The organism is Rhodococcus sp. C3V (assembly GCF_029269915.1).
Taxonomy (GTDB): domain Bacteria; phylum Actinomycetota; class Actinomycetes; order Mycobacteriales; family Mycobacteriaceae; genus Rhodococcus_F; species Rhodococcus_F qingshengii.
In genome coordinates this window covers 87,969-110,254 of the sequence record NZ_JARJBE010000010.1, presented here as the reverse complement: position 1 = coordinate 110,254, position 22,286 = coordinate 87,969, and the positions used below count along the sequence as shown (strand labels likewise).

Genomic DNA, 22,286 nt, shown 5'->3' with positions numbered 1-22,286 from the left:
GTCACCTTGCCATGTAGAGATCGAACGCCACCACGAGGTTTCGGCCGTCGCGTTTTGCCTGGTACATCGCGTTGTCGGCGATATCGAGCAGAGTCTCCATGCCCGGCATCGCGCGATCGGCCCAGGCGACGCCGATACTGACCGTTCCCGCGAAACCGCGAATGGATCGCGCGTGGGCCTCTTGCGCCTCTCTGATGCGCTCCGCGAGGTGGATGGCTTCCTCGAAGGTGCAGTCGGCGGCGGCGACGGCAAATTCTTCACCACCCAGTCGGCCGGAGAGTCCCAGCCCTTCGGTAGCGGCGAGGAGGGTGTTTCCGAACTGTTCGAGGACCGAATCGCCGGTGAGGTGACCGAGGTTGTCGTTGATCGATTTGAAGTGGTCGAGATCGAGCATCATGACGGCGATCGGTCGTTGTGCCGCGTGCTGGGCGTCGAGGAGTTCCTGCGATTGGGTCCAGAACGCGTGGCGACTCAGCGTTCCGGTGAGGGCGTCGCATTCGGCGATGCGTTGGAGTTCTCGCTCAGCGCGCCGCTGTGCGCCAGTGGCGACGGCTACGGCGATGGGGGAGAGTGCCATCAAGATGACGGAGATCCGGGTGGTCACCCCCTCACTGAGTAGGTGCACCGGATCTGCCAGTGCCAGACGTCCCTTACCCGCCATGACCAGTGCCCACGCGCTCCATCCGGCTGCCAGGAGTGAAGTGCTGAACAGTGAGACACGCATTGCGCACCACAGGAGCGCCGGCATCGGCAGCAGCAGCGCAAGGGCTCCCTGAACCTCCAGGGCGAGTGGCAGACAGGCCAGGAGAGCGGCCAGAGGCGCCAGGATCTGTGCGAGCCGCCTCAAGCGCAGACTCTGCCGCACGGACGGCCCGCAGGTTCTTCGAATGTGTTCGAGCGTCGGTGCCGACAGAACGATCGGCAGCACGATCAGATACGTACACAGGTCGGCGAAGAACCACCCCACCAATTCCGTTGCCGCACCGCTTCCTTCGTGGAGTTGAGTGCGTAGTGCGCTGGCGGACCCGGCCGTGAACGACGCCAGAACCGAGATGAGGAAGATTCTGGCCGTGTACTTCGTCTCGGAGATTCGCCGCGGAAAGCAGCCGAGCAAGTTCGCGGCGATCAATCCTGTCGTGACGCCGACCAGATTGATCGCATTCAGTTCGAAGGCCCTCTGCACGGGGCTTCCGGTCGCAAGATCCGCCGTCAGCAGCGCGGCGCCGCCGACAGCGAGTCCGATCGGCGCAAACGAGCGCGGGTTACGGAGGAGAATGCCCAGAAGGATCGCGTTGGCGGGCCAGAAGGTCGACAGAAAACCGGGCGGACGGGCGGCGATGCCCGCCAGGGCGACAACGAGGATCGCCACGAAAATCAGGCACGAGCGCACCCGACGTGTCGAACGGTCCATGGTCAGCCTGTCGTAGAAAGCAGAAGCTGTCCGAGACTAGCAATGATCCGGCTACTGTCCGAGTTGTAACTTTAAGTGTCATCCCCGACGGTTCGGCTGCGTGAGGCGCCGAATCAAGTTCGCCAACTCCTCGGGTTGGTCGATCATCGCGTGGTGATGCGCCGGGCGCAGGACGTGAAAACTCCCACCGAGGTAGGTGGCGAGTTTCTGCTGCTTTGCCATCCAGGCGATGGACCAGGGAGTGGTGTGGCCAGTGTGTGCGGCTACGACGCTGAGGTCGATGTCGGGCAGTGGATGCTTGCTCGAGCGTCGTAAAGCGGTGAGCTCCAGCGCCATATCGGTGTACGCGACGTATTCGATCATCGCCGCTTCCAGATAATGAGGCTCGCGGTAGATCTTCCGGACCCATTCGAGAGTGGCTTCGGACGACCCACTCGGCGGCACGGACTGGTTGAGGATCTTGCGCGTCGTCGTACCGAGGAGTCGTTGGAGCCCGGTGGTGCTGAACGAAGCCGCGGCGGCTCGGGAGGCGATCAGCAGCAGGTCGCGGGGGAAAAGACGTTTCGGCTCCTTCTCGGCACTGGAATCGAGGAGGAGCATCCCCGCCGCCCGATCGGGGAACAGGCGCGCGAAGCCTTCGACGTAGAAGCCGGCGATGGAGTGGCCGACCACCACGGCCGGACCACTCAGTCCCAGAGTGTCGAGCACGTCGCGGATCCGCTGAGCTTCGCCGCGGACGGTCGGAACTTCGGAAGTAGGCTCGCTGAGCCCGAAGCCCGGGCGATCGAAGCGGACGACGGTGTGGTCCGACTGAAGATGACGCGCGCAGTCATCCCAGTCGAACCAATTGCCCGCCAGCCCACCGCACAGGACGACGACGGGGCCGTCGCCCTCGGCAAGAACATGCAGTCGGCTCTCGCCGACCTGCAAGATCTCGCCCGGTGGTTTCACGTGGAACAATTCCGGCACGCGAGAATCCGGACTACTGACGCGGTTTCGCGAGGGGGAAGGCCAGCGTCTCGCGGATGCTGCCACCCGTGATCAGCATGACGATTCGGTCGACGCCCATCCCGAGACCACCCGTCGGCGGCATCGCGTGTTCGAGGGCTTGGAGGAAGTCTTCGTCCAATTCCATCGCTTCCGGGTCGCCGCCGGCCGCGAGCATCGACTGCTCGGTGAGCCGGTTGCGCTGATCCACAGGGTCGGTCAGCTCGCTGTATGCGGTTCCGAGTTCGACGCCCCACGCCACCAGGTCCCACTTCTCGGCGACGCCGGGGATGCTGCGGTGCGGCCGGGTGAGCGGCGACATCGAGGTGGGGAAGTTGGTGTAGAACGTCGGAAACTCCGTGTAGTCCTCGACCAGATGCTCGTACATTTCCTGCGCGATGGCGCCGGTATCCCAGCTGGACTGGTACGGGATCTCATTGGCGTCGCACAACTTCTGCAGGTCTTCGAGACTTGTCTCGGGGGAGACGTCGACACCAAGTTTTTCGGCGACGGCGCCGTGCATCGTCTTCACCGGCCACTCACCGGAGATGTCGACCTCGACCAGTTCGCCGTCCGGGCCGGGACGCATGATGATCTCGCGACCGAATGCTGCGACGGCCGCCGCCTGGATCAGCTCGCGGCACATCCGCATCATGCCCTCGTAGTCGCTGTGGGCTTCGTAGGCCTCGAGGATCGTGAACTCGGGATTGTGTTTGAAGTCGACGCCCTCGTTGCGGAACACGCGGCCGATCTCGAACACCTTCTCCATACCGGCGACGCACAACCGCTTCAGGTACAGCTCGGGTGCGATGCGGAGATAGAGGTCGAGGTTGTACGCGTTGATGTGTGTCAGGAACGGAGCGGCATTCGCGCCGCCATGCACCTGCTGCAGAATCGGGGTCTCGACTTCGAGGTATCCGCGACCACCGAGTGAATCGCGCAGCGACTTCACGACGGCGCTTCGAGCCTCGAGCAGTTCGCGGGCCTTCGGGTTGAGGGCGATGTCGAGGTACCGCTGGCGGACGCGGGTCTCGGGATCCGAGAGGCCCTTCCACTTGTCCGGCAGCGGGTGCAGGCACTTGCCGTTCATGCGCCACTCGACGGCGATGAGCGACAGCTCGCCCTTGCGGCTGCGCCCGATGGTTCCGCTGACTTCGATCAGGTCACCGAGATCGAACTCGGCAGCGAACTCCGCCAACTTCTCGCGGCCGACGTTGTCCTGGTCGACCAGAACCTGGATGTCGCCGGACCAGTCGCGCACGTCCGTGAACACCACTCCGCCGTAGTCGCGGACCCGCAGGAGGCGTCCCGCGATTCGCACGCGGGTGCCCTCCGGTGACTTCGCTGCGGCGGCAATCGTGTGGGTCGGCGGATAGGCGACGGGGTACGCGGCGATCCCTTCGTCGGCCAGTTGCGCGAGCTTGTTCATGCGCACGCGGACCTGCTCGGGTCGACGCGGACCGTTGGTCGTGACCGTCGGCGCCGAGTCCGGCGGGCTGCCGTCGGCATGCAGTCCTTCGGACGTCACCAGAGCTGCCGGCACCGCCGCATGCGTACCGGTGTGCTTGACGACCTGGCTGGACTTGCGCCCGAAACTGGGCAGCACCACAAAGCCTTCGGCGATGGCCGACGCGAATCCGACGCGCGGCAGTTCGCGGTTGTCCTCGAAGCAGAGGAAGCGCGGCGCCCAATCCGGCTGGTATTTCACGTTCGAGCGGTACAGCGCTTCGAGCTGCCACCAGCGGGAGAAGAAGACGAGCACCGAGCGCCAGATGCGGAGGATCGGGCCCGCGCCGATGCGCGAACCTTCCTCGAACACCGAGCGGAACACGGCGAAGTTGAGCGAAACTCGCACGACGCCGATCTCGTCCGAACGTGTGGCCAACTCCGAGACCATCAATTCGACGACACCGTTGGGCGCCGTCGGCTTACGGCGCATCAGGTCGAGCGAAACACCGTTCGGTCCCCACGGCACGAGCGAGAGCATGCCGACGACGCTTTCGTCCTCGGTGCCTTCACCCATGACGGCTTCGACGAGGAGGCAATCGCCGTCGAGGTGATCGCCCAGTCGGCCGAGCGCCATGGAGAAGCCGCGCTCGGTGTCGGTGTCGCGCCAGTCGTCGGCGCGGATGATGACGGCTGCCATGTCCTCGGGCGGGATGTCGCGATGGCGTCGCATCCGCACGGTGACGCCGTGACGCCTCACGCGGGTGACCGCCTGGCGCACCGGGCGCATGTCGCGTCCGTTGAGATTGAACTCGCGGGTGCGCAGGATCGCTTCGTCGCCGAGCTGCAGGACGCTCAGGCCCGCCTTCTTGTATGCCGTCGCCCCGGTTTCGCTGGCGCCCATGACGGCCGTCGCCCAGCCGTACTGCGACGCGAGCCCCTGCCACGCTTCGATGGCGTGCGGCCACGCTTCAGGATCACCGATGGGATCACCACTGGCGAGGCAGACGCCGATCTCGACGCGGTACGTGATCGCGGCCTTGCCGCTCGGCGCGAAGATGACCGCCTTGTCGCGGCGGGTGGCGAAGTAAGCGAGAGAGTCGTCGGCACCGAAGTTCTGGATCAACCCGCGGATCGCGGACTCGTCATTTCCGGTGAGGGCGTTGTTGGAGCGTTGCGCGCGGAAGAGCGTCATGACGGCGGCGAGTAGCGCGATGGCACCGAGGAGACCGAGGACCGTGTTGACGAAGACACGCGGGTGGCCGTCGAACACCTCGTTGTCGACCGAAGCCGCCGCGGTGACGCGGTTCAGGGCCCACAGGAATCGCTGGTTCTGCGGTAGGTCACCTGGGAAGAGTTCGACAAGGCCCCAACCGATCACGGTCGCTACAGCCATGCCGCCGATCAGCACGCCGAGTGCTTTCCAGCCGGCGCCGCGCCGTACGCGTGTGTAGAACTCGGGCCTCGCCGCGATGAGGATTCCGATCACGACAAGCAAAACGACAACGGCCACGGCGTTGTTCGGGTTCTTGTCGACGATCGCGGAGGCGATGTTGGTGAGGGTGATCAGTGACAGGTAGATCGTCAGCAGCCACCAGGCGATGCGCTTGCGGCTCGCGAGGGCGGCGGCGAGCAGGGCGACGACGAGCGCCCACGACAGGCTCGTATCCGGTGCGTCGAAGTAGTAGCTGTCGATGTATTCGCGTGGGACGCGGAGGATATGCCGCAGTACCGGCGAGATGCTCCACAGGAACACCAGTACGGAGAAGACTCCGAGGATCAGTCCCGAGATATGGGGAACCTGGCTGAACCGCCCTTTGCGGAATCGACGCGCCTGGCGCGGATTTTCGGGTGGCGATTCCACCAACTCTGCAGTGGTGTCCGATACCTCGGTCAATGGTGCCATCGAGCTTCCTCTCCTACCGGTCGATCAGATCCTCACGCTAAGTGTGGTCTGTCGTGTCCAGTTTTGTGGGAGGAGGAAGATGATTGACATGACCGACAACATTCCAGCAGTACCCATCCGCGACGAAATGATTCGGCTCGGTCAGTTTCTCAAGCTCGCGAACCTCATCGAATCGGGCGCGGAGGCCAAGGAAGTGATCGCCGACGGCATGGTTTCGGTCAACGGTGAGGTCGAAGATCGCCGTGGCCGTCAGCTTCGTGACGGCGATGTCGTCGAGATCGGCGGGATGGCCGCCAAAGTGGAAGCCCCCGCCTGATCCCGCGACTTCTGACTAGCTTTCGCGAACGACGACGCCGTCCTGGTCGCTGTAAACGATCTCGCCGGGGTTGAAGGTGACTCCGCCGATTTCGATCGGCACGTTCTTCTCGCCCGAACCGGTTTGCGTGCTCTTGCGCGGGTTGGTGCCCAAAGCCTTGACGCCGATGTCGAGGGTGCGCAGGATCGCGGAGTCGCGGACGGCTCCGTTGACGATGACGCCGGCCCAGCCGTTGTCGACGCCGCGGCCGGCAATGATGTCGCCGACCAGGGCGGTGTGGATGCTCGCGTCACCGTCGACGACGAGGACTCCGCCGTTGCCCGGTTCACTGAGGGTCTGCTTCACGAGCAGGTTGTCCTGGAAGCACTTGATGGTGGTGATGGGGCCGGCAAAGACTTCACGTCCACCGAACTGGGTGAACTGCGTGTCGCAGCTACGGATGTCGGGTCCGATCTCGTCGGCAAGGTCAGCGGTCGCTACAGGCTCGGTCATGCCCCACAGGATAGTCGGCGGGGCTCGGGCCTAGTTGTCGTCGGGGAGTATGCCGTTCAGCACTATGTCGGCAAGAGAATCGGCAAACGGTCCCGGGTCCGAGACGTCACGGACCGACAGCGCGAAGATGGCCGCGCCAGCCATGATGTCGAGAAGAGCGTCGGCGTCGACGCCGCTTCGGATGTCGCCGCGCTCTCTCGCCGCCTCGAGTCGACGGTTCAGCTCGACGCGGACTCCGGCCAGTTGCCGCACCACGAGAACGTCGCGTAATTCCGCGTTTGTTCGCACTTCGCTCATCAATCCGGGAGCAGCGGCTCGTGTGGCGGGAGCTGCGAACAGAGCAACCGCGCCGTGCACCAGCGCGCGGATCTGATCCGTGATCGTGCCCTCGGTGCCGAGTTCGGTGTCGATGTCCGCGCCCTGTTCGACGTCGAGTACGGGATAGATCGCGTCGTTGACGATGTGTGCCTTCGACGGCCACCGACGGTAGATGGCTGGACGTCCTACTCCCGCACGCGTGGCTATGGCGTCGATGGACGTGCCCGCGTACCCCTTTTCTTCCAACAGTTGCCTGGTCGCGTCCAGTACTGCGTCGTCGATTGCAGGGTTTCGCTGCGGGCCCAGGCGGTGCTGAGTTTCGGAATCTTTGGACATTTTGGGCAAATCCCTTGCGGTATCGCTGTGATGGCCGTTACATTCTGTCACGGCTTTAGTCGATACATATTGTATCGACAATCGGCACGTGCGCATCGGCGCCACCGAACCACGAGGAGTGGTGATGAACCTTCGAACCGAAACCGAAAACTCCGGCGAAGATCCCGACTACGCCGAATTTGCCAGGCCCGGCGAATCCCGCAACGACCCGGCAGAGATGCGGCGCAGCCTCGAAGGCTGGCTCGCGACCGTGCTGTGGCGAGGCTCGAAACCTTCCGTGACCTCGGTCGAGGTGCCGGCCGCGAACGGCATGTCCAACGAAACTGTGCTTTTCGATGCGACGTGGATCGAGGACGGGATTCGAGCCGAGCATCGCTTGGTCGCCCGTATCGCCCCGCGGGACAGTGCGGTACCGATCTTTCCGTCTTACAACCTGGACCAGCAGTTTCGGGTCATGAGCGCCGTCGCCGCTCACACGTCGGTGCCGATCCCGCGGGTGTACTGGTCCGAGAGCAACCCGGACGCGCTCGGCGGCGAGTTCTTCGTGATGGAACGGCGTGAGGGCGAAATCCCGCCCGATGTCATGCCGTACACGTTCGGATCCTGGCTCTCGGAAGCTTCGGCCGACGACTGTTCTCGACTCCAGCAGTCATCGGTCCGGGTGCTCGCCGAGCTACACGCTATGGCCGATCCGCACCTCGCACTCCCCGAGTTGTGCCGCGATGGTGCCGAACCGACTGGGGCAGAAGCACTTCGCGCGCACCTTGACGACCAGCGGCGCTATTACGAGTGGGCAACAGCCGACGGACCAGGATCTCCGTTGATCGAGCGCGGTTTCGACTGGATCGAAGCGAACTTCCCCGCCGATGCCGGTTCCGCAGTGCTCTGCTGGGGTGACTCGCGGATCGGAAATGTCATCTACCGCGACTTCGAGCCGGCGGCGGTCCTCGACTGGGAGATGGCCACACTGGGGCCGCGTGAGCTGGACCTCGGCTGGATGATCTTCCAGCACAGGTTCTTCGAGGATCTCGCTGCCATGGCCGGACTCCCCGGAATGCCGGACTTCCTTCGTCGCGAGGACGTGGCAGATGCCTACCGCTCGCTTTCGGGCCACCAGGTTGTGGATCTAGATTTCTACATCCTTTACGCCGCGCTGCGGCACGCGGTGATCATGTTCCGAGTCCAAAGTCGCGCAGTGGCTTTCGGTCAGGCCGAATTCCCCGACAACCCGGACGAGATGATCCTGCACCACAAAACACTCGAAGCCATGCTCGACGGCACCTACTGGGAGTCGCTCGCAACATCCCCGCTCACAACAGGAGATGCACGATGACACTGTCCCCGCTCGACGACTACCCGGTACATCAGATCGCCGAGACCATCCGCCACGTGGGCACCTCGGATCGAAACTTCTACGACCGTTACTACTTCAACTGCCATGCAGGCGTCGACGGCGACACCGAGCCACTGTTTCTCATCATCGGTCTCGGTCAGTACCCCAATCTTGGTGTATGCGACGGCTTTGCGGTTCTTCGGCGCGGCGATGACCACATAGTCTTCCGGGCATCCCGAGCCTTGGGTGACGATCGTATGGACCTGTCAGTAGGCCCGCTGCGAATCGAAATCATCGAGGGTCTGCACCGCCTACGTGTGGTGTTGGACCCGAGTCCCGAAGCGCCGGACCTGAGCTTCGACCTCACCTTCGAGTCCGACGGCCCCGCCAATCTCGAGGCCAGACATTTCCATCGCCAGCTCGAACGAGTCACCTTCGACACGCAACGATTCGTGCAGACCGGAACATGGTCCGGATCCTTGACCGTCGACGGCGACGTCATCCCGGTCACCCCGGAGACGTGGCGGGGTAATCGCGATCGGTCCTGGGGTGTGCGACCGGTCGGCGAAGCGGAACCGCCTGGACGCAAGGCAGATCCGGCGATAGCCGGCAGTCAGAACTTCTTCTGGATTTACTCGATCATGCAATTCGGCGACTTCACCATCGTCACGATCGTCCAAGAAGATCAGCATGGACGCCGAATCCTCGAAGATGCGACTCGCGTCTGGGCGGACCGCTCGCGCGAGCCGGAGTGGTTGGGTCGACCGGACCACCAGCTCACGTTCATTTCCGGTACTCGCGAGGTGAAGAGCGGAACTCTGTACTTCCGGCGTCCCGGTGCACCAGGCGAATCCGACCACATCCTGGAGATAACCTGCGAACCGATTCTGCCCAACTACATCGGTGTCGGTACGGGCTACGGACTCGAGCAGGATTGGCGCCACGGGATGTGGCAGGGAGAACTGGTGGTTCAGGGCCTGCGAGAGAAGGTTTCGGACATCGAACCGTGGAAGAAGATGCTGTGCCCGGTCGACAGCTTGGCTCGGTTCACCCTCGTCGAGGACGGCGTAACCCGCACCGGGACAGGCCTGTTCGAGGTAGCAGTCATCGGACCTCACCAGCGATACGGATTTACCGGCATCGGTGATGTCGCTCCGTAACTCCAGATCACCACACCACAAATCCCAAACTGCAGAGAGAGGCACTGCCACATGTCCACACGCACACGAATGTTGTTCGCTCGCACTGCAAAGGCCGCCGCATTAGTTGTTACAGGTGGTCTGATGTTTGCTGCTCCCGCCACGGCAATCCCGCTCGACCTGGGCTCTCTCAACACAGGCTCGCTTGGAGCGGTCGATCTCGGCTCGCTCGATCCTGTCCTCGCGCCGACACCGAACTTGGCCTCCGTGGCCAACTTTCGCGACGTCGCCGGCAACGACGGTAGGGGATACGCCACCGTCGACGGCTCACACCTCAAGCGCGGCGTCATCTACCGGTCCAATGCGCTGACCGCGACCACCGACGCAGACAAGACGACACTCACCGGCCTCGGACTTGCCGACGCCTATGACCTGCGCGGCGCAACCGAGATCTCCAACCCGTTCATCGGTGGCGCGGACAAACTCCCGGACGGTGTGACGCACACGAACATCCCCATCGAGTTCAAGGATCTCACTCAGCTCGCCACAACTATCAAGTCGCCGGAAGAGGCCAAGCAGTTCTTGGTCGACACCAACCGCAGTTTTGTCACCGATCCCGTTCGCCGTGCCGGCTTCAAGCAGGTCCTCTCGGACATCGCTGCGAGTGACGGGGTGCAGTTGTTCCATTGCACCTCAGGCAAGGACCGCACGGGTTGGACCGCGATGTTGCTGCAGTCCATCGCCGGTGTCCCCGCCCAGACGATCATGGACGACTATCTGTTGAGCAACACCTACCTTCAGGCGACCAACGAGAAGATCCTTGCGCAGATCTCTCAGGCCCTGAGCCCGCAGGTGGCGACCAATCTCGAGCCGGCCCTCGGTGTCGACGCTTCGTACCTGGAAGCTGGACTCGCGCAGGTAGCCAGCGATTACGGAACCGTCGACGGTTATCTCACCGAAGGTCTCGGACTCACTGCGGACACGATCGCGCTTCTGAAGGCCAAGCTGGTCGGCTAGTTTCTCGCTGCTAAAACGCTTGAACGAACGAGTACCAGTCGCCGTCGAACTCCTGGTATCCGATCTCGCCGTCGCGGCGGGGCTTGCCGAGATATGGTGCGCCGTCAGGTAAGTACGCCAATCCGATCGAATCGATTAGACCACCCTCGATGTGGAAGCGGCACCCGTTGCCGACGGGCCAGACCTGCAGGACCCGGTAGACGCCAATTGTTTGGTTGTCCATCGACTTCTGGCAATCCGCGGCCACTGCTTCGAGCGAATCTTTCGACAATGCAAACGCAGCACGCGAAGGGACGGACAAGGTCACGAGCGCACCGGTGACGAGCACGATCACCGGCGCGATCGTGCTCAAACGCAGAGTTTTGTACTTCATCCAGCCAATCAGGCTGAGTATCAACCACACTCCGCCCAAACCGAGCAGTACTGAGGCTGCGAGCGCAAAGAACGGAAAGTACACAACCGGCGGCATGAAGGACCACACGATGACGCCGCATGTGAGAGTGACAAGCACTGCGGTGACAATCGCTGTCACCTTCCACCAGGATGCCGGACCTCCGCGCTTAGTTACCGGATCACCGTCAGTCATCGGACAACCCTTGCACACCGCAGTAACTGCGGAGCGGCAACGAACGGAATCGTCCACTGATATACGTCGGGGTCGTCGTGCGTAGATCCGCGAATTGAACATTTTCGGCGCCAGCCAGTCCTCTAATGTCTGAGGGTATGGTCGGATTGTGAACCAGGATCTGATCATTCGCCGCTACCAGCCCTCGGATGAGGACGTGGTCGTCGACCTGTGGTCGCGCGCTGCCCGTGAAGCCCATCCGTTCCTTGCGGGTGAGGGGACGGGCGAACGCGAGCAGAAGATGCGAGAGGTCTATCTGATTCAGGCCGACAATTGGGTCGCTGAGCACAACTCCGCTGTCGTTGGACTGTTGGGAATGATCGGCTCCGAAATCGGGGGACTGTTCGTCGCGCCGGCGTCACAAGGGTTGGGCGTCGGGCGGGCGTTGGTCGAACACGCCACAACCATGCACGGCGAGGTGACACTGGAGGTCTACACGCTCAACGATCGCGCCCGCAGGTTCTATGCGCTGATGGAGTTCGAAGAAGAGGGGCGTCGACACGACGCCGAGACGAACCATGAATTGATCACCCTGCGTCGCGCGGGTCGAGGCTCTTCCCTTTCCCAGGCATGAGAATTACGGATCAGCCCAGCACGGGCCTGACATTGTGCACAGATCTGGCGGCTACCGATTGGCTGGTCGATCAGGATCTTCCTTGGTATCAGTTGGCGGGGCGCGGCCCGATCGGATTTCCGAAGTATGCGCGCTTACGGTTCATCCCCGATCCGAGCTTTCCCGGTCAGAAATCCAATGATGTCGACTTCGATCAAACCGGGCCGGAAGAGAAAGTGCTGATCGGCTTCGCCCTGGATGTGTTGTCCAGTTACACAACCACACCCGACGAGTGCTATTTCTGCATGTGGACCGGGTGGGGGTCGGCAGTCGGTGATGACGTTCCGCGGTTCGAGATCCCCAATCGTGACTACTGGCTCTTTCGTGGAACGCTTGCCGACTACGCCGATTGGAGCGTGGAAAACTCAGCTCGTTGGCCGTGGGGTTCTTCCCCTGATCCGGCCTTCATCTGGCCGGCTGATCATTCCTGGTGCATAACCAATGATGTCGATCCACATTTCGCGACCATTGCGGCCCCCGAGGAGGCCATCATTCGAATTGTGGCTGATTCGCGGATCGACGCCGTGCTCGACGACCCGGATATCGATCCGCCGTATTGGCACTGACGCCCGATCACTTCCAAGTCTCGAGTTCGACTACCAGCGTGTTCCAGCGGACGCCGAAATCGGTAGGTACCCAACTCGTCTCGCAGTACACCGTCGGCCCGTCGAAGACGACGTTGAAGAGACCGGGATGAATTGTCGTCAAGAGTGTTTCGTGTTGAACGAGGTGGCCGGGCCGCTCTTTCACCCGCACGCGCCCGGTGGGCTGAGTGCGGTATCGAGTCCAGAGGTAGCGATCCCACACCAGGCAGCCTCTCAACCGCGTCTTGCCGACGGCTCCGACATCGTCGCCGATCAGTGTCGTAAATCCGTTTCTGAGATGGGCTATGTGCTCAGTGCGGCCGTCGATTGTCACGGTCGCGATGCGTGCATCGATTTCGCAGCAGACCTCGGCGGGAAGGTCCAACATTTCGGGACTGGCCCAATAGGTCGTCGGTTCGCAAGTATCGCCAGGCATGGGGGTGTCGCGCCACGGTTCGAGATCCTCGAGCATCCAGAGTTGCGCCACCGTGCAAGTATCCCAGGTGCTTACGCTTGGGCCTGCTGGTCTGCCTGCAGGTGCTTGACCGGGCATCCCGTGGGGAAGGTGCCGAGGTCTTCGACCTTGTAACCGTTCGGGTAGCTGCGGATGTTGGGCAGCTCACGGGCGAATTTCCGCTTCGTACGCACGGGGAAGAACCGCAGCAGGCGCGCGCGGACCTTCAGCGCACCGCGTGAGACGACGCGCATCGCAGTGCTCGGGTGCCTGTAGTGGAAGGCGTCGAGTAGGTGATCGTCCATGAGAGCGAAGGCGAATCCCTTGACCAGAGCCTTCGGTGCCAGGTTGTTGGGCGGGAAGGTGCACATCAGGTCGAGGGTGGAATCAGCGACGGCTCGGGCGCCGGGATCGAATGAAAAGTGTTCGCGCTCATAGTCGTCGAGAAGTTTGACGAAGCCCTCGTAGGTGTCCGGCGTGTCTTTGATGTTCATGTACCGACCCAGGTGGCGGTAATAATTCGTCGACCCGACGATCTCGTTGTCGGTCATCTTCCGCCAGCCGTACTCGTCGAGCCATCTGACCGGCGTGACGACGAAGGTGGCCAGGACATAGAGCATGTCGTCGTTGGAGATGTCGTACGAGCCGTGCATCTGATTCATTCGACGCACGCTCTTGCGGCCTTCGGTGCTGCTGAGGCCGTGCTCGAGGATGGCGTCGAGGATCAGGCTGGTGTCGTCGTAGCGCTTCTGAACCTTGTCGGTGAACTCGCCCGTGGAGAAGAGGAGCTTGCCGATCGAGGGGACAGCGTATGTACGAAACAGTGCGAAGCTGAGCGCCTGATTGATGTCCCAGGGAAACTCTTGCGCCGCGAGAATGCGCGACATCTCTTCGTAATCGGTTTCGGGATCGAGTTGATCCGTGCGACTGCGGAGGTCGTAGCGCTTCATCTGAACACTCCCTGGGACTGGTCTGCGCGCGGCAGAGATAGGTGTGAGCTGCACCACCGACTGTAGTTCTGACAACACGCGTTGTCTAGGGGGTGTGAATAGTCGTCTTTCCTTCGTTTCGGGCGTTGTACCAGGGGTATCCGGAAAGTGTTGTCGACCCGAGGAGCAGCTATGAGCGTCACACGCACGGCCGGGGTTTTTGCGGCCATCGGACTACCGATTGCCGCGAGCGTCATGTTCGCCGGAGTCGCCTCGGCTGATCCGCCCCACCCTTTCGGCGGCGCCGCCGTCACTATCGGGTGTCCGAATCAGGGGTCGCTGGCCTCGTTGACCGGGCTCACCGGCCAGTCCGGGCCAGAATCCAATCCGCCCATCGCCAAGGGTGACATTCGCTTCGATTCGTTCCCGGCCGCTGCACCCATCCCGGCGGCGGGTCAGGTGACTGTTGCGTGGGTCAACACCGACACGGGCAAGTCCGGAATCGTCGACCTGGTCGGTACCTATCCGTACCTGTCCGCGACGGTGAACACCGGCGTCGGCAATGTCGTTGCGACGGCGTTCGGTTCGATCAACTGGGGCAGTAGTCCCATCTGCCAGTCGAATCCGACGATCGGCAGGTTCATAGCCTGATCTTGAGCCTGATCGTCACAGCCTGGACGGGCACAGGGTTGGCGGTATCGCGTGATTATCTGTCATCTCGGAGATACCGCCGGGTCCGTCCCATCCCATATTCTGAAACATGTTAGGTGAAAGCATATTTCAGGGATGGAAAAGGTGGCGACGTGAACGGGTCGAGCGCGCGTCAGTTGATGAGCCAGATGCTCGTCGAAAAACGAAACAGTCTTGCGCCCGAAATGGTCGGCATGCGCTGCGAGGGTGCTCGCCGAATGCACGGCCTCAGTCGGCGCGATGTCGCGCAGATTGCCGACATCAGTTTCAATCACTATCAGCGGCTGGAACAGGGTACGTCCGTTGGTGTTTCGGCTCCGGTCATCGTGAGGATCTGCGACGCCTTGTTGATGGAAGACGACGAGAAGGCGCGCATGCTGGCATTGCACCAGGTATGGGCGCGCCCTCGTCGACCGCTGGCTGGATCCCGAGTTGCCGGATCTCAGGCTGCCGGTGAAATCTCCGGCAGGCAGCGGGCCAGTTCGTCCGGCGTGTAGAAGAAACTCCCGGCGCTCACCGGAGCGCACGGGGCAGCAAATGCTGTCTCGCGCTCGTTGTAAAGCATTCGGACCAGACGCTTACCCTCCGGTCCGGCGTAGACGTCCCACTGCACGTTCGCAGCCATCGGGCTGACCTGTGATCCGCGCCAGGGGTTGTTCGCATAGGTGTAGAGGTCGCCCTCCGCCTGCGAGGCGGTGCTTCCCGGCAGTTTCAAGAGTGCTGCGAAGGGGATGATCGTTTCTGCGTGTGCAAACCGGAAATCCGCTCCCGGGACGGCGTCGTCGCCGGTATGTTTCTGCAGGCCGCGCAGGAACTCGTCGCGCAGGACAGTTGCCATCCGGTAGGTGACGTCTTCACCGGTGAAGCCCGGGCCCTTGGCGTAGAAGTCCTCGGCATCGTTCGTGTATGCGAGCCACTGCGCGTCAGCAGGTTCGATGAACCGCTCGAAATTCCACTTGCCTTCTTCGGCCATGCCCGGAGTGATGATGTACGTGTTGTACAGCATGTACGCGGCGTCGACTTCGTTGTCGATCGTGCTGGAACCCTTGCCACGGTCGACGAGTGAGAACTCGCCCGCACTCAGCCGGTTCACGAAGTCCTCCGAGTAGAGCCTGAGCATCATGTGCCGCGAGACCTCGCGGGTGCGGGGAAGATCGGCGATCTGGTCGTCGACGGCTTTCAGTCGAGGATCGGACTCTTCGTAGTCCTTGTAGTCGGCGTTTGCATCCGAGTCGTGGAAGTAGAGAAGGTCGGCATCCGTGGTCACCGGTGCAACATCGCCGGCGACGGCTGGAAACGCACCGGTCAGCCCTTGCGCGAAGTTCTCGGCGCTGTCCACGGCACGGTCCACACCCGACGAGGTCAAGGTGATGGTGCCCTGTTGCGCTGCGATGGCGTCGAACAGTTGGGGGAGGCGTTCAGTGACCCGCGCGCCGAGCTGTCTGTGTTCGGTGATCCCGCGTCCGCTGAGGTTGCCGTACCCCAGCTTCTTGTTGGCGGCCATGAGATCACGGAGGGCCGGGCCGAATTCCTTGCCGACGGGAGTCAATGCGTTCTCGGCTTCGGCGATTTCCCACAGCTGCAGGCTCAGGTCGTCGTACTTCAGGCTCGACAGTGCTCTGGAACCATGGCGCGCAACACTTTCCGTGTACACGGGGGAGTATCCCGTCGGCGGCGCCTGATAGTCGGCGATGCGCTGGCCGGGAGTGTAGGGCGTCTTGGACGTGAAGCCGCCGTCGCTGACGGTTGGTATCTCTGTCGAACCGGAGCTCGAACCGGCGTCGAGCGAACCGAACGGTGACGCCGTGGCGATGGACTGGACGCTGCTGGTGACAAGCACTAGTCCGACAGCGCCGGCAGCGGCCAGCACGCCGAAGCGTGAGCTTCGCATGGTGAGTTGATCCTCTCCGTCGGTGCCGAGGTGACACGACGGAAGGAAAGTTAGAACAGCTGAGCGTCCGAATTGCTCCTATTTGCCCATGTGCAGATGGACGCGGGGTTACAAGTTTCGGATTCGCGGAGCTCAGGAGGGTTTGGCGGCAATCCCGATCGACACGGAGAGCGACAACGCGATGAGGGTCATGGCCAGCCACTGGTAACTCTTGGGCGTGGGCTGCTTCTTACGTCCGAACTTGCTCACTGAAGTCTCCCGTTTGTCCGTGGGTACTCAGCACATATTACTGTTCCATTACCCCGATTGCGTGGTCGACCTAAAACTGTGCGCGATCAGACAGCAGGCGGACCGTGAAGTCCGCCCGCTGCCCTGTGATCAGGAGGTCGTGCGCAGCTCCCGTCGCAAGATCTTGCCCGTGACGGTCTTGGGCAGTTCCTCCACCAGCACCACGGAGCGTGGGTACTTGTACGCCGCCATCCGCTGCTTGCAGTGATCGATCAGATCTTCCGGGGTGACGGACGCCCCCGCGACGAGGCTGACAAACGCCTTCACCGTCTCACCGCGGTATTCGTCGGCGATCCCGACGACTGCCGCCTCACGGACTGCGGGGTGCTCGGCAAGAACGTCCTCGACCTCGCGTGGCCACACCTTGTAGCCGGACGCGATGATCATGTCCTTCTTACGGTCGACGACGTAGAACCAGCCGGCTTCGTCCATGAACCCCACGTCGCCGGTGTGGAACCACCCGTCGCGAATGGCCGACGCACTCTCCTCCGGCTTGTTCCAGTAACCGCGCACCACCTGTGGACCTCGGACGACCAGTTCGCCGATCTCTCCGATCGGCAGGACCGCACCGCCCTCGTCTTCGATGCGGACCACGGTGTTGGGTACGGGAACGCCGACAGACAGCGCTCCGGATGTGGGGTCGACCGGCGTATCCGCACCAACGGGAACGGCATGGGTCGGCGACGTGGTCTCGGTCAGCCCGTAGATGTTGTGCAGCGCAGCACCGGTCATGGCGCGGACGGCCTCGGCGGCAGTCGGCGAGATGGGTGCGCCGCCGGAGTAGAGCAACCGCATGGAGGTGAAGTCTTCGGGCGCGCATCCCGGAGTGTTGAGCAGTGCGGTGAACGCAGTGATGGCGCCGACTGTGAATGTCGGTTGGTGCTCACGAATCGCGTCGAGCATCACCTCGGGGTGGAAGCGATAGGCCAGCACCAGCGGCATTCTCGCCAGGACGGACACCGCGATGTGACCGATCAACCCCGTGATGTGGAAGAGCGGTGCAACTCCGAGAACCGTGTCTTTCGGGGTGAGCCCCAGCCAGTCCCGGTAGACCTGGGCGTTGAAGGTCATATTCGCGTGAGAGGTCATCGCTCCCTTCGGCGGACCCGTGGTTCCCGACGTATACGTCAGTACCGCAATGTCTTCCGGTGCAGCGTCAGTGGTGATCGGATCGCCGAGACGATGTTCGTCGATCAGCGTCGCAAGATCGTCGGTACCGAGATCCTTCTTGACGATTCCGTCGAAAATCCTCGGATCGTTGCGACTTTGATACTCGAGTTCCGAGGTGGTGATAACTCGCCTGACCGGCGAGTCGGAGACGACATTGCGGCCGACGGACTCGTAGAGCCCCTCGAGAGCGATCAGAACCGCTGCTCCGGAATCTTCGAGTTGGTATCCCAGTTCTCGTTCACGGCTCATGGGATTGATCGAGACTGCGACGCCGCCGGCTTTCCAGATTCCGGCGAGCGCAAGCACGAACTGCGGAACGTTCTGGAGGAACAGAGCGACGCGGTCACCCTTCACCAGTCCACCGGCTCGGAGTGCTCGGGCCAGCGCGTCACTCTGCTGATCCAGTTCGGCGTAACTGAGTTGACCGTCGAAGTACTTCACAGCCGTGGCGTCCGGATCAGAGCGGACCGCCGCTGCCAACATTTCGAGCATCGTGGGGTGTTCGACGTCGATGTCGGGGGGAACGTCGTTGCGGTACAACGCCAACCAAGGGCGATCTTCGTATGTCATTTGATGGCAACCGGATTCACGGGAGAGCCGCTGGCCTTTGCGACCTTGAGTGGCGCGGCGACGTACAGGAACGTGTACTGGCCGTCGGCCGCGCAGTCCGCGGCCAACTTCTCCAGATCGCAGATCTCGGTGAACACCACTCCGAGGTTGCGCATCAATGCGTTGTGGAGAACCAGTGCCACACCGTTTTCGGGGTCGGTGGTGACCTCGTTGGCAATGGTGTCAGTGACAAGGTTGGGGATCTCCATGTCCTGGAACCACTGGACGAGTTCGGGGCTGTAGATCAGGCCGGGCTCGCAGAAGCCCTCGTAGAAGGCTTCGCCCTGGTCGAAGAACAGCTTGAGGAAGTTGGTGCGGATGACGAGGATGTCACGCTTCTCGATGGTGACCCCCTGCGCTTCGGCACAGGCCAAAAGATCATGGTGCGTGAAGGTTTCGGCCTTGTCGAGGTTTTCCTTGCCGCGGAACTTTGCCATGTCGAGAAGTACTGCGCGTCCGACGACGCCACGGTCGGCAATCGGTTCGACGCTGGCCTTCTCCAGGCCGCCGACAGTGGTGTCAGCGGAGTATCCGTTCCACAGCGCGCCGTCGTACCAGACGTGGCCGAGCGCGTCGTACTGCGTCGAACCCTGCAGGAACGCGTCGATCTTGTCGTCCGCGTAATGCAGGCCACCGGGGAAGTTGGGGGCGTCGTCGCCGTCCCAGCTGCTCTCGTCGAAGATCTGTGTGCGCTCGGCAGGGCTGCGTCCCGGCCACACCGGATCACCCTTGGGATCGCCGATAAGACGTTGGAGTGTGAACACGGAACCCTGCTTGATGGTTCCGACGCCACGAAGCACCTGTCCGGCGTCGAGGTAGTTCAGTGAACCGACCTCGTCGGACTCTCCCCACTTGCCCCAGTTGCTGGGTGCGTCGCGCAGGAGTTCTCCAAGATATGGCGCCTCGGTCATGGTGATTCGATCCTCTCGCTACCGACACCGAACGATCGCTCGGGCGGACCTGGGTCTTTGTGATCCACATCATGTTCAGGCCGATAATCAGTAGTCAACAGGTTCACCGATTGCCGTGGTCATCGCATTGTTGGAAATCCAATGTTCGGGAATACTGAACACTGTGACCGAATTCGAGAATGCCGTCCTGATCGGAGCGTCGATCCGGCAAGCCCGGCGTCACCGTGGGCTCTCGCTGCGCGAATTGGCCAGGCGTCTCGGCGTCAGCGCAGCTACCCTCAGCGCCGTCGAGACCGGAAAGACCAGAGTCAGCGTCGACAGGTTGGCGGCAATCGGCGGGATTCTCGGAGTGCGTTTCGACGCTCTGCTCCCGGCTGCGATAGTGCGTCCGCCAGAACAGCCACGATGGGGAGGCGACGACGCCGACCCGAACGCACATTTTCGCCCGAACGAGTGGCGAAGGTTCGGCCCGAGTTCGTTCGATCCGGTGTTGGCGGCCGCGCTCGCGGAGATGGTGAAGACCGGATATCACGGCGCTGCGATGCGTGAGATCGCCAAACGTGCGCAGATGAGTGTTCCGGGTCTGTATCACCACTATTCCAGCAAGCAACAGATGTTGGCCGAAATTCTCGACCTCACCATGGCTGAACTGAACACGAGATCGTTGGCGGCTATCGACGAGGGCGAAAGTCCCTCCGAAAGGCTGGCTTTCCTCGTCGAATGTGTGACCTTGTTCCATATCTATCGGCGTGATCAAGGATTCCTCGGCGCCAGCGAAATGCGCAGTCTCACAGCCGAGAACAGGTTGCGCATCACGGAATCACGCAACTACCAGCAATGGTTGATGACGAAGCAGGTCGACGACGGAATCGCTGCCGGTGTGTTCGGGACGGATCGGCCGCGACAGGCCGCGCGTGCAATCGTCGTGATGTGTGTCTCTGTCGCGCAATGGTATCGGCCGAGCGGACCACAAACGCCCGAGGAAATTGCACGCGACTACGCGCGTTTTGCACTGGATCTGGTGCGCCTTCAGCGACCGTGACGGACGTCATCCGGTTCGGGTGATGCGCCAGCGGGCAAAGGGGTCCATGCTTGGAAGGTATCCGTACCGCGACTCGAGTAAGGAACGAAACCCAATGTCTTCCAAGCTGTCTCACAAGGCCTACATGATCGGTGCCGGCATCGGAAACCTCTCGGCTGCCGTCTATTTGATTCGAGACGGTGAGTGGAGCGGTGAGGACATCACCATCATGGGGCTGGACATGCATGGAGCGAACGACGGCGAATCTGCCGCTACCTTCCAGCACCAGTACGGTCATCGCGAGCTGGGCAACGACGCGGGCTTCATCAATCGTGGCGGTCGCATGCTCAACGAGGAGACCTATGAGAACCTCTGGGACGTGCTGAGTGTGGTTCCGTCGCTGGACAACCCGGGAAAATCGGTGACGGATGACATTCTCGATTTCGACCACGCGCATCCAACGCACGACGTCGCACGATTGATCGATCGCGACGGCATTCGCAACAAGGGTGAAAACGACTACAAGCACATGCAATTCGACAACAAGGATCGGTACTTGTTGACGAAGCTGATGACGATGCCGGAGTCGGACGAGGCAAAACTCGACGACATCAGTATCGAGCAGTGGTTCGAGGACACTCCGCACTTCTTCACCACCAACTTCTGGTACATGTGGGAGACCACATTTGCTTTCAAGCGGGTGAGTTCGGCGATGGAGCTGCGCCGGTACATGAACCGAATGATTCTCGAGTTCAGTCGCATTCAAACTCTTGCCGGTGTCACCAGATCCCCGTACAACCAGTACGAGAGCATCATCTTGCCGATGCGGGCCTTCCTCGAAGGCAAGGGCGTGAAGTTCGTCAACGAACTGAAGATCACGGAGTTCGTGTTCAAGGACACCCCGCTACGAGACGAGATCATCGTGACGGGACTCGATTACGAAAACGTCCGCACCGGTGAGAAGGGCCGAATCGACGTGGCGGAGGGCGATTTCGTCTTCGACACCAACGGCAGCATCACCGACAGTTCTTCGATCGGCGATCTGGATACCCCGATCGTCGAAGACATGAGATACGCACCGAGTGCGCTGCTGTGGAAGCAGGCCACCGAGCATTTCTACGATCTCGGGAATCCCGACAAGTTCTTCGGGGACCGGGAGCAGAGTGAGTGGACCAGCTTCACCGTCACCACTTCGTCACACGAGCTCATCAACGAGATTTCCCGAATCACCAAGCAGCTCCCCGGAAATGCGCTCAACACATTCGTGGACTCGAACGTGCTTCTCTCGATCGTGGTCCACCATCAGCCGCACTACCACGCGCAGAAGGAGAACGAAGGAGTCTTCTGGGGTTACTGTCTGTTCCCGCGCAAGGACGGCGACTACGTGAAGAAGCCGTTCATCGAGATGACCGGGCGGGAAATGCTGGAAGAGACGCTCGGACACCTCGAGGCGCTCGACGAGAGCGGTGCGCTCGCCGCGCGTCGACAAGAGATTATGGACAGCGTCGTGAATTCGATTCCCAGCCATATGCCTTACGCCAGTGCGCTGTTCAATCGGCGCGCCGTCGGCGACCGGCCGCTGGTGGTGCCGAAGCACTCCAAGAACCTGGCGTTCATCAGTCAGTTCGCGGAGCTGCCGTTCGACATGGTGTTCACCGAGCAGTACTCGGTGCGCTGTGCTCAGGTAGCCGTCTACAAGTTCCTGGGGATTCCGGAAGACAAGCTCACCAAGATGCATCACTATGAGAAGGATCCGAAGGTCCTCGCCAAGGCCGCAGTGACGATGTTCCGCTGAGGGGT

At 61.9% G+C, this 22,286-nt stretch carries 21 protein-coding genes; 10 read left to right on the top strand and 11 right to left on the bottom strand.

The features are described 5' to 3' along the window. Position 1: 1 nt before the first annotated feature. The 3 genes from P3G66_RS24010 to lysX form a co-directional block, all read right to left on the bottom strand. Positions 2-1,411 carry a diguanylate cyclase gene (locus P3G66_RS24010; RefSeq protein WP_054188716.1) on the bottom strand — a complete coding sequence of 470 codons (1,410 nt, stop codon included), beginning with the start codon at positions 1,409-1,411 and terminating at the stop codon, positions 2-4. 78 nt (positions 1,412-1,489) lie between these two features. Further along, the gene (locus P3G66_RS24005) at positions 1,490-2,380 is read right to left on the bottom strand and encodes an alpha/beta hydrolase (protein ID WP_007735816.1); all 891 of its coding nucleotides are present in this window, start codon (positions 2,378-2,380) and stop codon (positions 1,490-1,492) included. A 13-nt stretch (positions 2,381-2,393) separates the two neighbouring features. Further along, entirely contained in the window at positions 2,394-5,750 is a 3,357-nt protein-coding gene (lysX, locus tag P3G66_RS24000) for a bifunctional lysylphosphatidylglycerol synthetase/lysine--tRNA ligase LysX (RefSeq protein WP_042453336.1), read from the bottom strand. Between the two features lie 88 nt (positions 5,751-5,838). Here lysX and P3G66_RS23995 point away from each other — a divergent pair, with 88 nt between their 5' ends. Further along, a complete protein-coding gene (locus P3G66_RS23995) occupies positions 5,839-6,066 on the top strand; it encodes an RNA-binding S4 domain-containing protein (protein ID WP_003943569.1) in 228 nt (75 codons plus the stop codon). A 15-nt stretch (positions 6,067-6,081) separates the two neighbouring features. Here the strand turns inward: P3G66_RS23995 and rraA are convergent, their stop codons facing one another. Both rraA and P3G66_RS23985 read right to left on the bottom strand, forming a co-directional pair. Beyond that, complete coding sequence (rraA, locus tag P3G66_RS23990) at positions 6,082-6,558, bottom strand: ribonuclease E activity regulator RraA (protein WP_003943552.1); 477 nt, start codon at positions 6,556-6,558, stop codon at positions 6,082-6,084. Between the two features lie 30 nt (positions 6,559-6,588). After that, positions 6,589-7,212, bottom strand: a complete 624-nt coding sequence (locus P3G66_RS23985; protein ID WP_003943532.1) for a TetR/AcrR family transcriptional regulator — start codon at positions 7,210-7,212, stop codon at positions 6,589-6,591. A gap of 124 nt (positions 7,213-7,336) precedes the next feature. On the opposite strand from P3G66_RS23985, the gene P3G66_RS23980 reads away from it, so the two are divergent. Genes P3G66_RS23980 through P3G66_RS23970 form a run of 3 tightly spaced genes read left to right on the top strand, consistent with a single transcriptional unit; the run spans position 7,337 to position 10,701 of the window. Then, complete coding sequence (locus P3G66_RS23980) at positions 7,337-8,545, top strand: phosphotransferase family protein (RefSeq protein WP_054188744.1); 1,209 nt, start codon at positions 7,337-7,339, stop codon at positions 8,543-8,545. Further along, positions 8,542-9,705: a hypothetical protein gene (locus tag P3G66_RS23975; protein ID WP_125050150.1), complete on the top strand. Its 1,164-nt coding sequence runs from the start codon at positions 8,542-8,544 to the stop codon at positions 9,703-9,705. The genes P3G66_RS23980 and P3G66_RS23975 overlap by 4 nt, the downstream gene beginning before the upstream one ends. A 51-nt stretch (positions 9,706-9,756) precedes the next feature. Then, positions 9,757-10,701, top strand: coding sequence for a tyrosine-protein phosphatase (locus P3G66_RS23970; RefSeq protein WP_276117199.1), 945 nt, complete (start codon positions 9,757-9,759; stop codon positions 10,699-10,701). Positions 10,702-10,711: 10 nt separating this feature from the next. Here P3G66_RS23970 and P3G66_RS23965 read toward each other — a convergent pair whose 3' ends face one another. Continuing rightward, entirely contained in the window at positions 10,712-11,287 is a 576-nt protein-coding gene (locus tag P3G66_RS23965; RefSeq protein WP_037130951.1) for a hypothetical protein, read from the bottom strand. 148 nt (positions 11,288-11,435) lie between these two features. Between P3G66_RS23965 and P3G66_RS23960 the strand changes: the two genes are divergently transcribed. After that, positions 11,436-11,900: a GNAT family N-acetyltransferase gene (locus tag P3G66_RS23960; protein WP_003943603.1), complete on the top strand. Its 465-nt coding sequence runs from the start codon at positions 11,436-11,438 to the stop codon at positions 11,898-11,900. After that, complete coding sequence (locus P3G66_RS23955; protein ID WP_003943589.1) at positions 11,897-12,505, top strand: hypothetical protein; 609 nt, start codon at positions 11,897-11,899, stop codon at positions 12,503-12,505. Before P3G66_RS23960 ends, P3G66_RS23955 begins: the two co-directional genes overlap by 4 nt. A gap of 7 nt (positions 12,506-12,512) precedes the next feature. Here the strand turns inward: P3G66_RS23955 and P3G66_RS23950 are convergent, their stop codons facing one another. Continuing rightward, the gene (locus P3G66_RS23950) at positions 12,513-13,010 is read right to left on the bottom strand and encodes a hypothetical protein (protein WP_064442920.1); all 498 of its coding nucleotides are present in this window, start codon (positions 13,008-13,010) and stop codon (positions 12,513-12,515) included. A 20-nt stretch (positions 13,011-13,030) separates the two neighbouring features. Beyond that, the gene (locus tag P3G66_RS23945) at positions 13,031-13,927 is read right to left on the bottom strand and encodes an oxygenase MpaB family protein (RefSeq protein ID WP_003943533.1); all 897 of its coding nucleotides are present in this window, start codon (positions 13,925-13,927) and stop codon (positions 13,031-13,033) included. A gap of 171 nt (positions 13,928-14,098) precedes the next feature. Here P3G66_RS23945 and P3G66_RS23940 point away from each other — a divergent pair, with 171 nt between their 5' ends. Beyond that, positions 14,099-14,557: a hypothetical protein gene (locus P3G66_RS23940; protein WP_003943607.1), complete on the top strand. Its 459-nt coding sequence runs from the start codon at positions 14,099-14,101 to the stop codon at positions 14,555-14,557. Positions 14,558-14,709: 152 nt separating this feature from the next. Further along, positions 14,710-15,093, top strand: coding sequence for a helix-turn-helix transcriptional regulator (locus P3G66_RS23935; RefSeq protein ID WP_143542652.1), 384 nt, complete (start codon positions 14,710-14,712; stop codon positions 15,091-15,093). On the opposite strand, the gene P3G66_RS23930 is transcribed toward P3G66_RS23935, so the two are convergent. The 3 genes from P3G66_RS23930 to P3G66_RS23920 form a co-directional block, all read right to left on the bottom strand. Then, a complete protein-coding gene (locus P3G66_RS23930; RefSeq protein ID WP_209910734.1) occupies positions 15,039-16,487 on the bottom strand; it encodes a histidine-type phosphatase in 1,449 nt (482 codons plus the stop codon). The genes P3G66_RS23935 and P3G66_RS23930 overlap by 55 nt on opposite strands. 378 nt (positions 16,488-16,865) lie before the next feature. Beyond that, positions 16,866-18,515, bottom strand: a complete 1,650-nt coding sequence (locus tag P3G66_RS23925; protein WP_192712823.1) for a long-chain fatty acid--CoA ligase — start codon at positions 18,513-18,515, stop codon at positions 16,866-16,868. Continuing rightward, positions 18,512-19,465, bottom strand: a complete 954-nt coding sequence (locus P3G66_RS23920) for a cyclase family protein (RefSeq protein WP_007735859.1) — start codon at positions 19,463-19,465, stop codon at positions 18,512-18,514. The genes P3G66_RS23925 and P3G66_RS23920 overlap by 4 nt, the downstream gene beginning before the upstream one ends. Positions 19,466-19,580: 115 nt before the next feature. On the opposite strand from P3G66_RS23920, the gene P3G66_RS23915 reads away from it, so the two are divergent. Together P3G66_RS23915 and P3G66_RS23910 are read left to right on the top strand one after the other, a co-directional pair. Next, positions 19,581-20,507 (top strand): TetR family transcriptional regulator, encoded by a 927-nt coding sequence (locus P3G66_RS23915; protein WP_192712824.1) that lies wholly within the window; start codon positions 19,581-19,583, stop codon positions 20,505-20,507. Positions 20,508-20,529: 22 nt separating this feature from the next. Beyond that, entirely contained in the window at positions 20,530-22,281 is a 1,752-nt protein-coding gene (locus P3G66_RS23910; protein WP_346349162.1) for an oleate hydratase, read from the top strand. Positions 22,282-22,286: the final 5 nt, after the last annotated feature.

Excerpts from the sequence above, each read along its gene's own strand:
- P3G66_RS24010 (WP_054188716.1), bottom strand. The coding sequence starts at position 1,411 with ATGGACCGTTCGACACGTCGGGTGCGCTCGTGCCTGATTTTCGTGGCG.
- lysX (WP_042453336.1), bottom strand. The coding sequence starts at position 5,750 with ATGGCACCATTGACCGAGGTATCGGACACCACTGCAGAGTTGGTGGAA.
- P3G66_RS23995 (WP_003943569.1), top strand. The coding sequence starts at position 5,839 with ATGACCGACAACATTCCAGCAGTACCCATCCGCGACGAAATGATTCGG.
- rraA (WP_003943552.1), bottom strand. The coding sequence starts at position 6,558 with ATGACCGAGCCTGTAGCGACCGCTGACCTTGCCGACGAGATCGGACCC.
- P3G66_RS23985 (WP_003943532.1), bottom strand. The coding sequence starts at position 7,212 with ATGTCCAAAGATTCCGAAACTCAGCACCGCCTGGGCCCGCAGCGAAAC.
- P3G66_RS23980 (WP_054188744.1), top strand. The coding sequence starts at position 7,337 with ATGAACCTTCGAACCGAAACCGAAAACTCCGGCGAAGATCCCGACTAC.
- P3G66_RS23975 (WP_125050150.1), top strand. The coding sequence starts at position 8,542 with ATGACACTGTCCCCGCTCGACGACTACCCGGTACATCAGATCGCCGAG.
- P3G66_RS23970 (WP_276117199.1), top strand. The coding sequence starts at position 9,757 with ATGTCCACACGCACACGAATGTTGTTCGCTCGCACTGCAAAGGCCGCC.
- P3G66_RS23965 (WP_037130951.1), bottom strand. The coding sequence starts at position 11,287 with ATGACTGACGGTGATCCGGTAACTAAGCGCGGAGGTCCGGCATCCTGG.
- P3G66_RS23955 (WP_003943589.1), top strand. The coding sequence starts at position 11,897 with ATGAGAATTACGGATCAGCCCAGCACGGGCCTGACATTGTGCACAGAT.
- P3G66_RS23945 (WP_003943533.1), bottom strand. The coding sequence starts at position 13,927 with ATGAAGCGCTACGACCTCCGCAGTCGCACGGATCAACTCGATCCCGAA.
- P3G66_RS23940 (WP_003943607.1), top strand. The coding sequence starts at position 14,099 with ATGAGCGTCACACGCACGGCCGGGGTTTTTGCGGCCATCGGACTACCG.
- P3G66_RS23930 (WP_209910734.1), bottom strand. The coding sequence starts at position 16,487 with ATGCGAAGCTCACGCTTCGGCGTGCTGGCCGCTGCCGGCGCTGTCGGA.
- P3G66_RS23925 (WP_192712823.1), bottom strand. The coding sequence starts at position 18,515 with ATGACATACGAAGATCGCCCTTGGTTGGCGTTGTACCGCAACGACGTT.
- P3G66_RS23920 (WP_007735859.1), bottom strand. The coding sequence starts at position 19,465 with ATGACCGAGGCGCCATATCTTGGAGAACTCCTGCGCGACGCACCCAGC.
- P3G66_RS23910 (WP_346349162.1), top strand. The coding sequence starts at position 20,530 with ATGCGCCAGCGGGCAAAGGGGTCCATGCTTGGAAGGTATCCGTACCGC.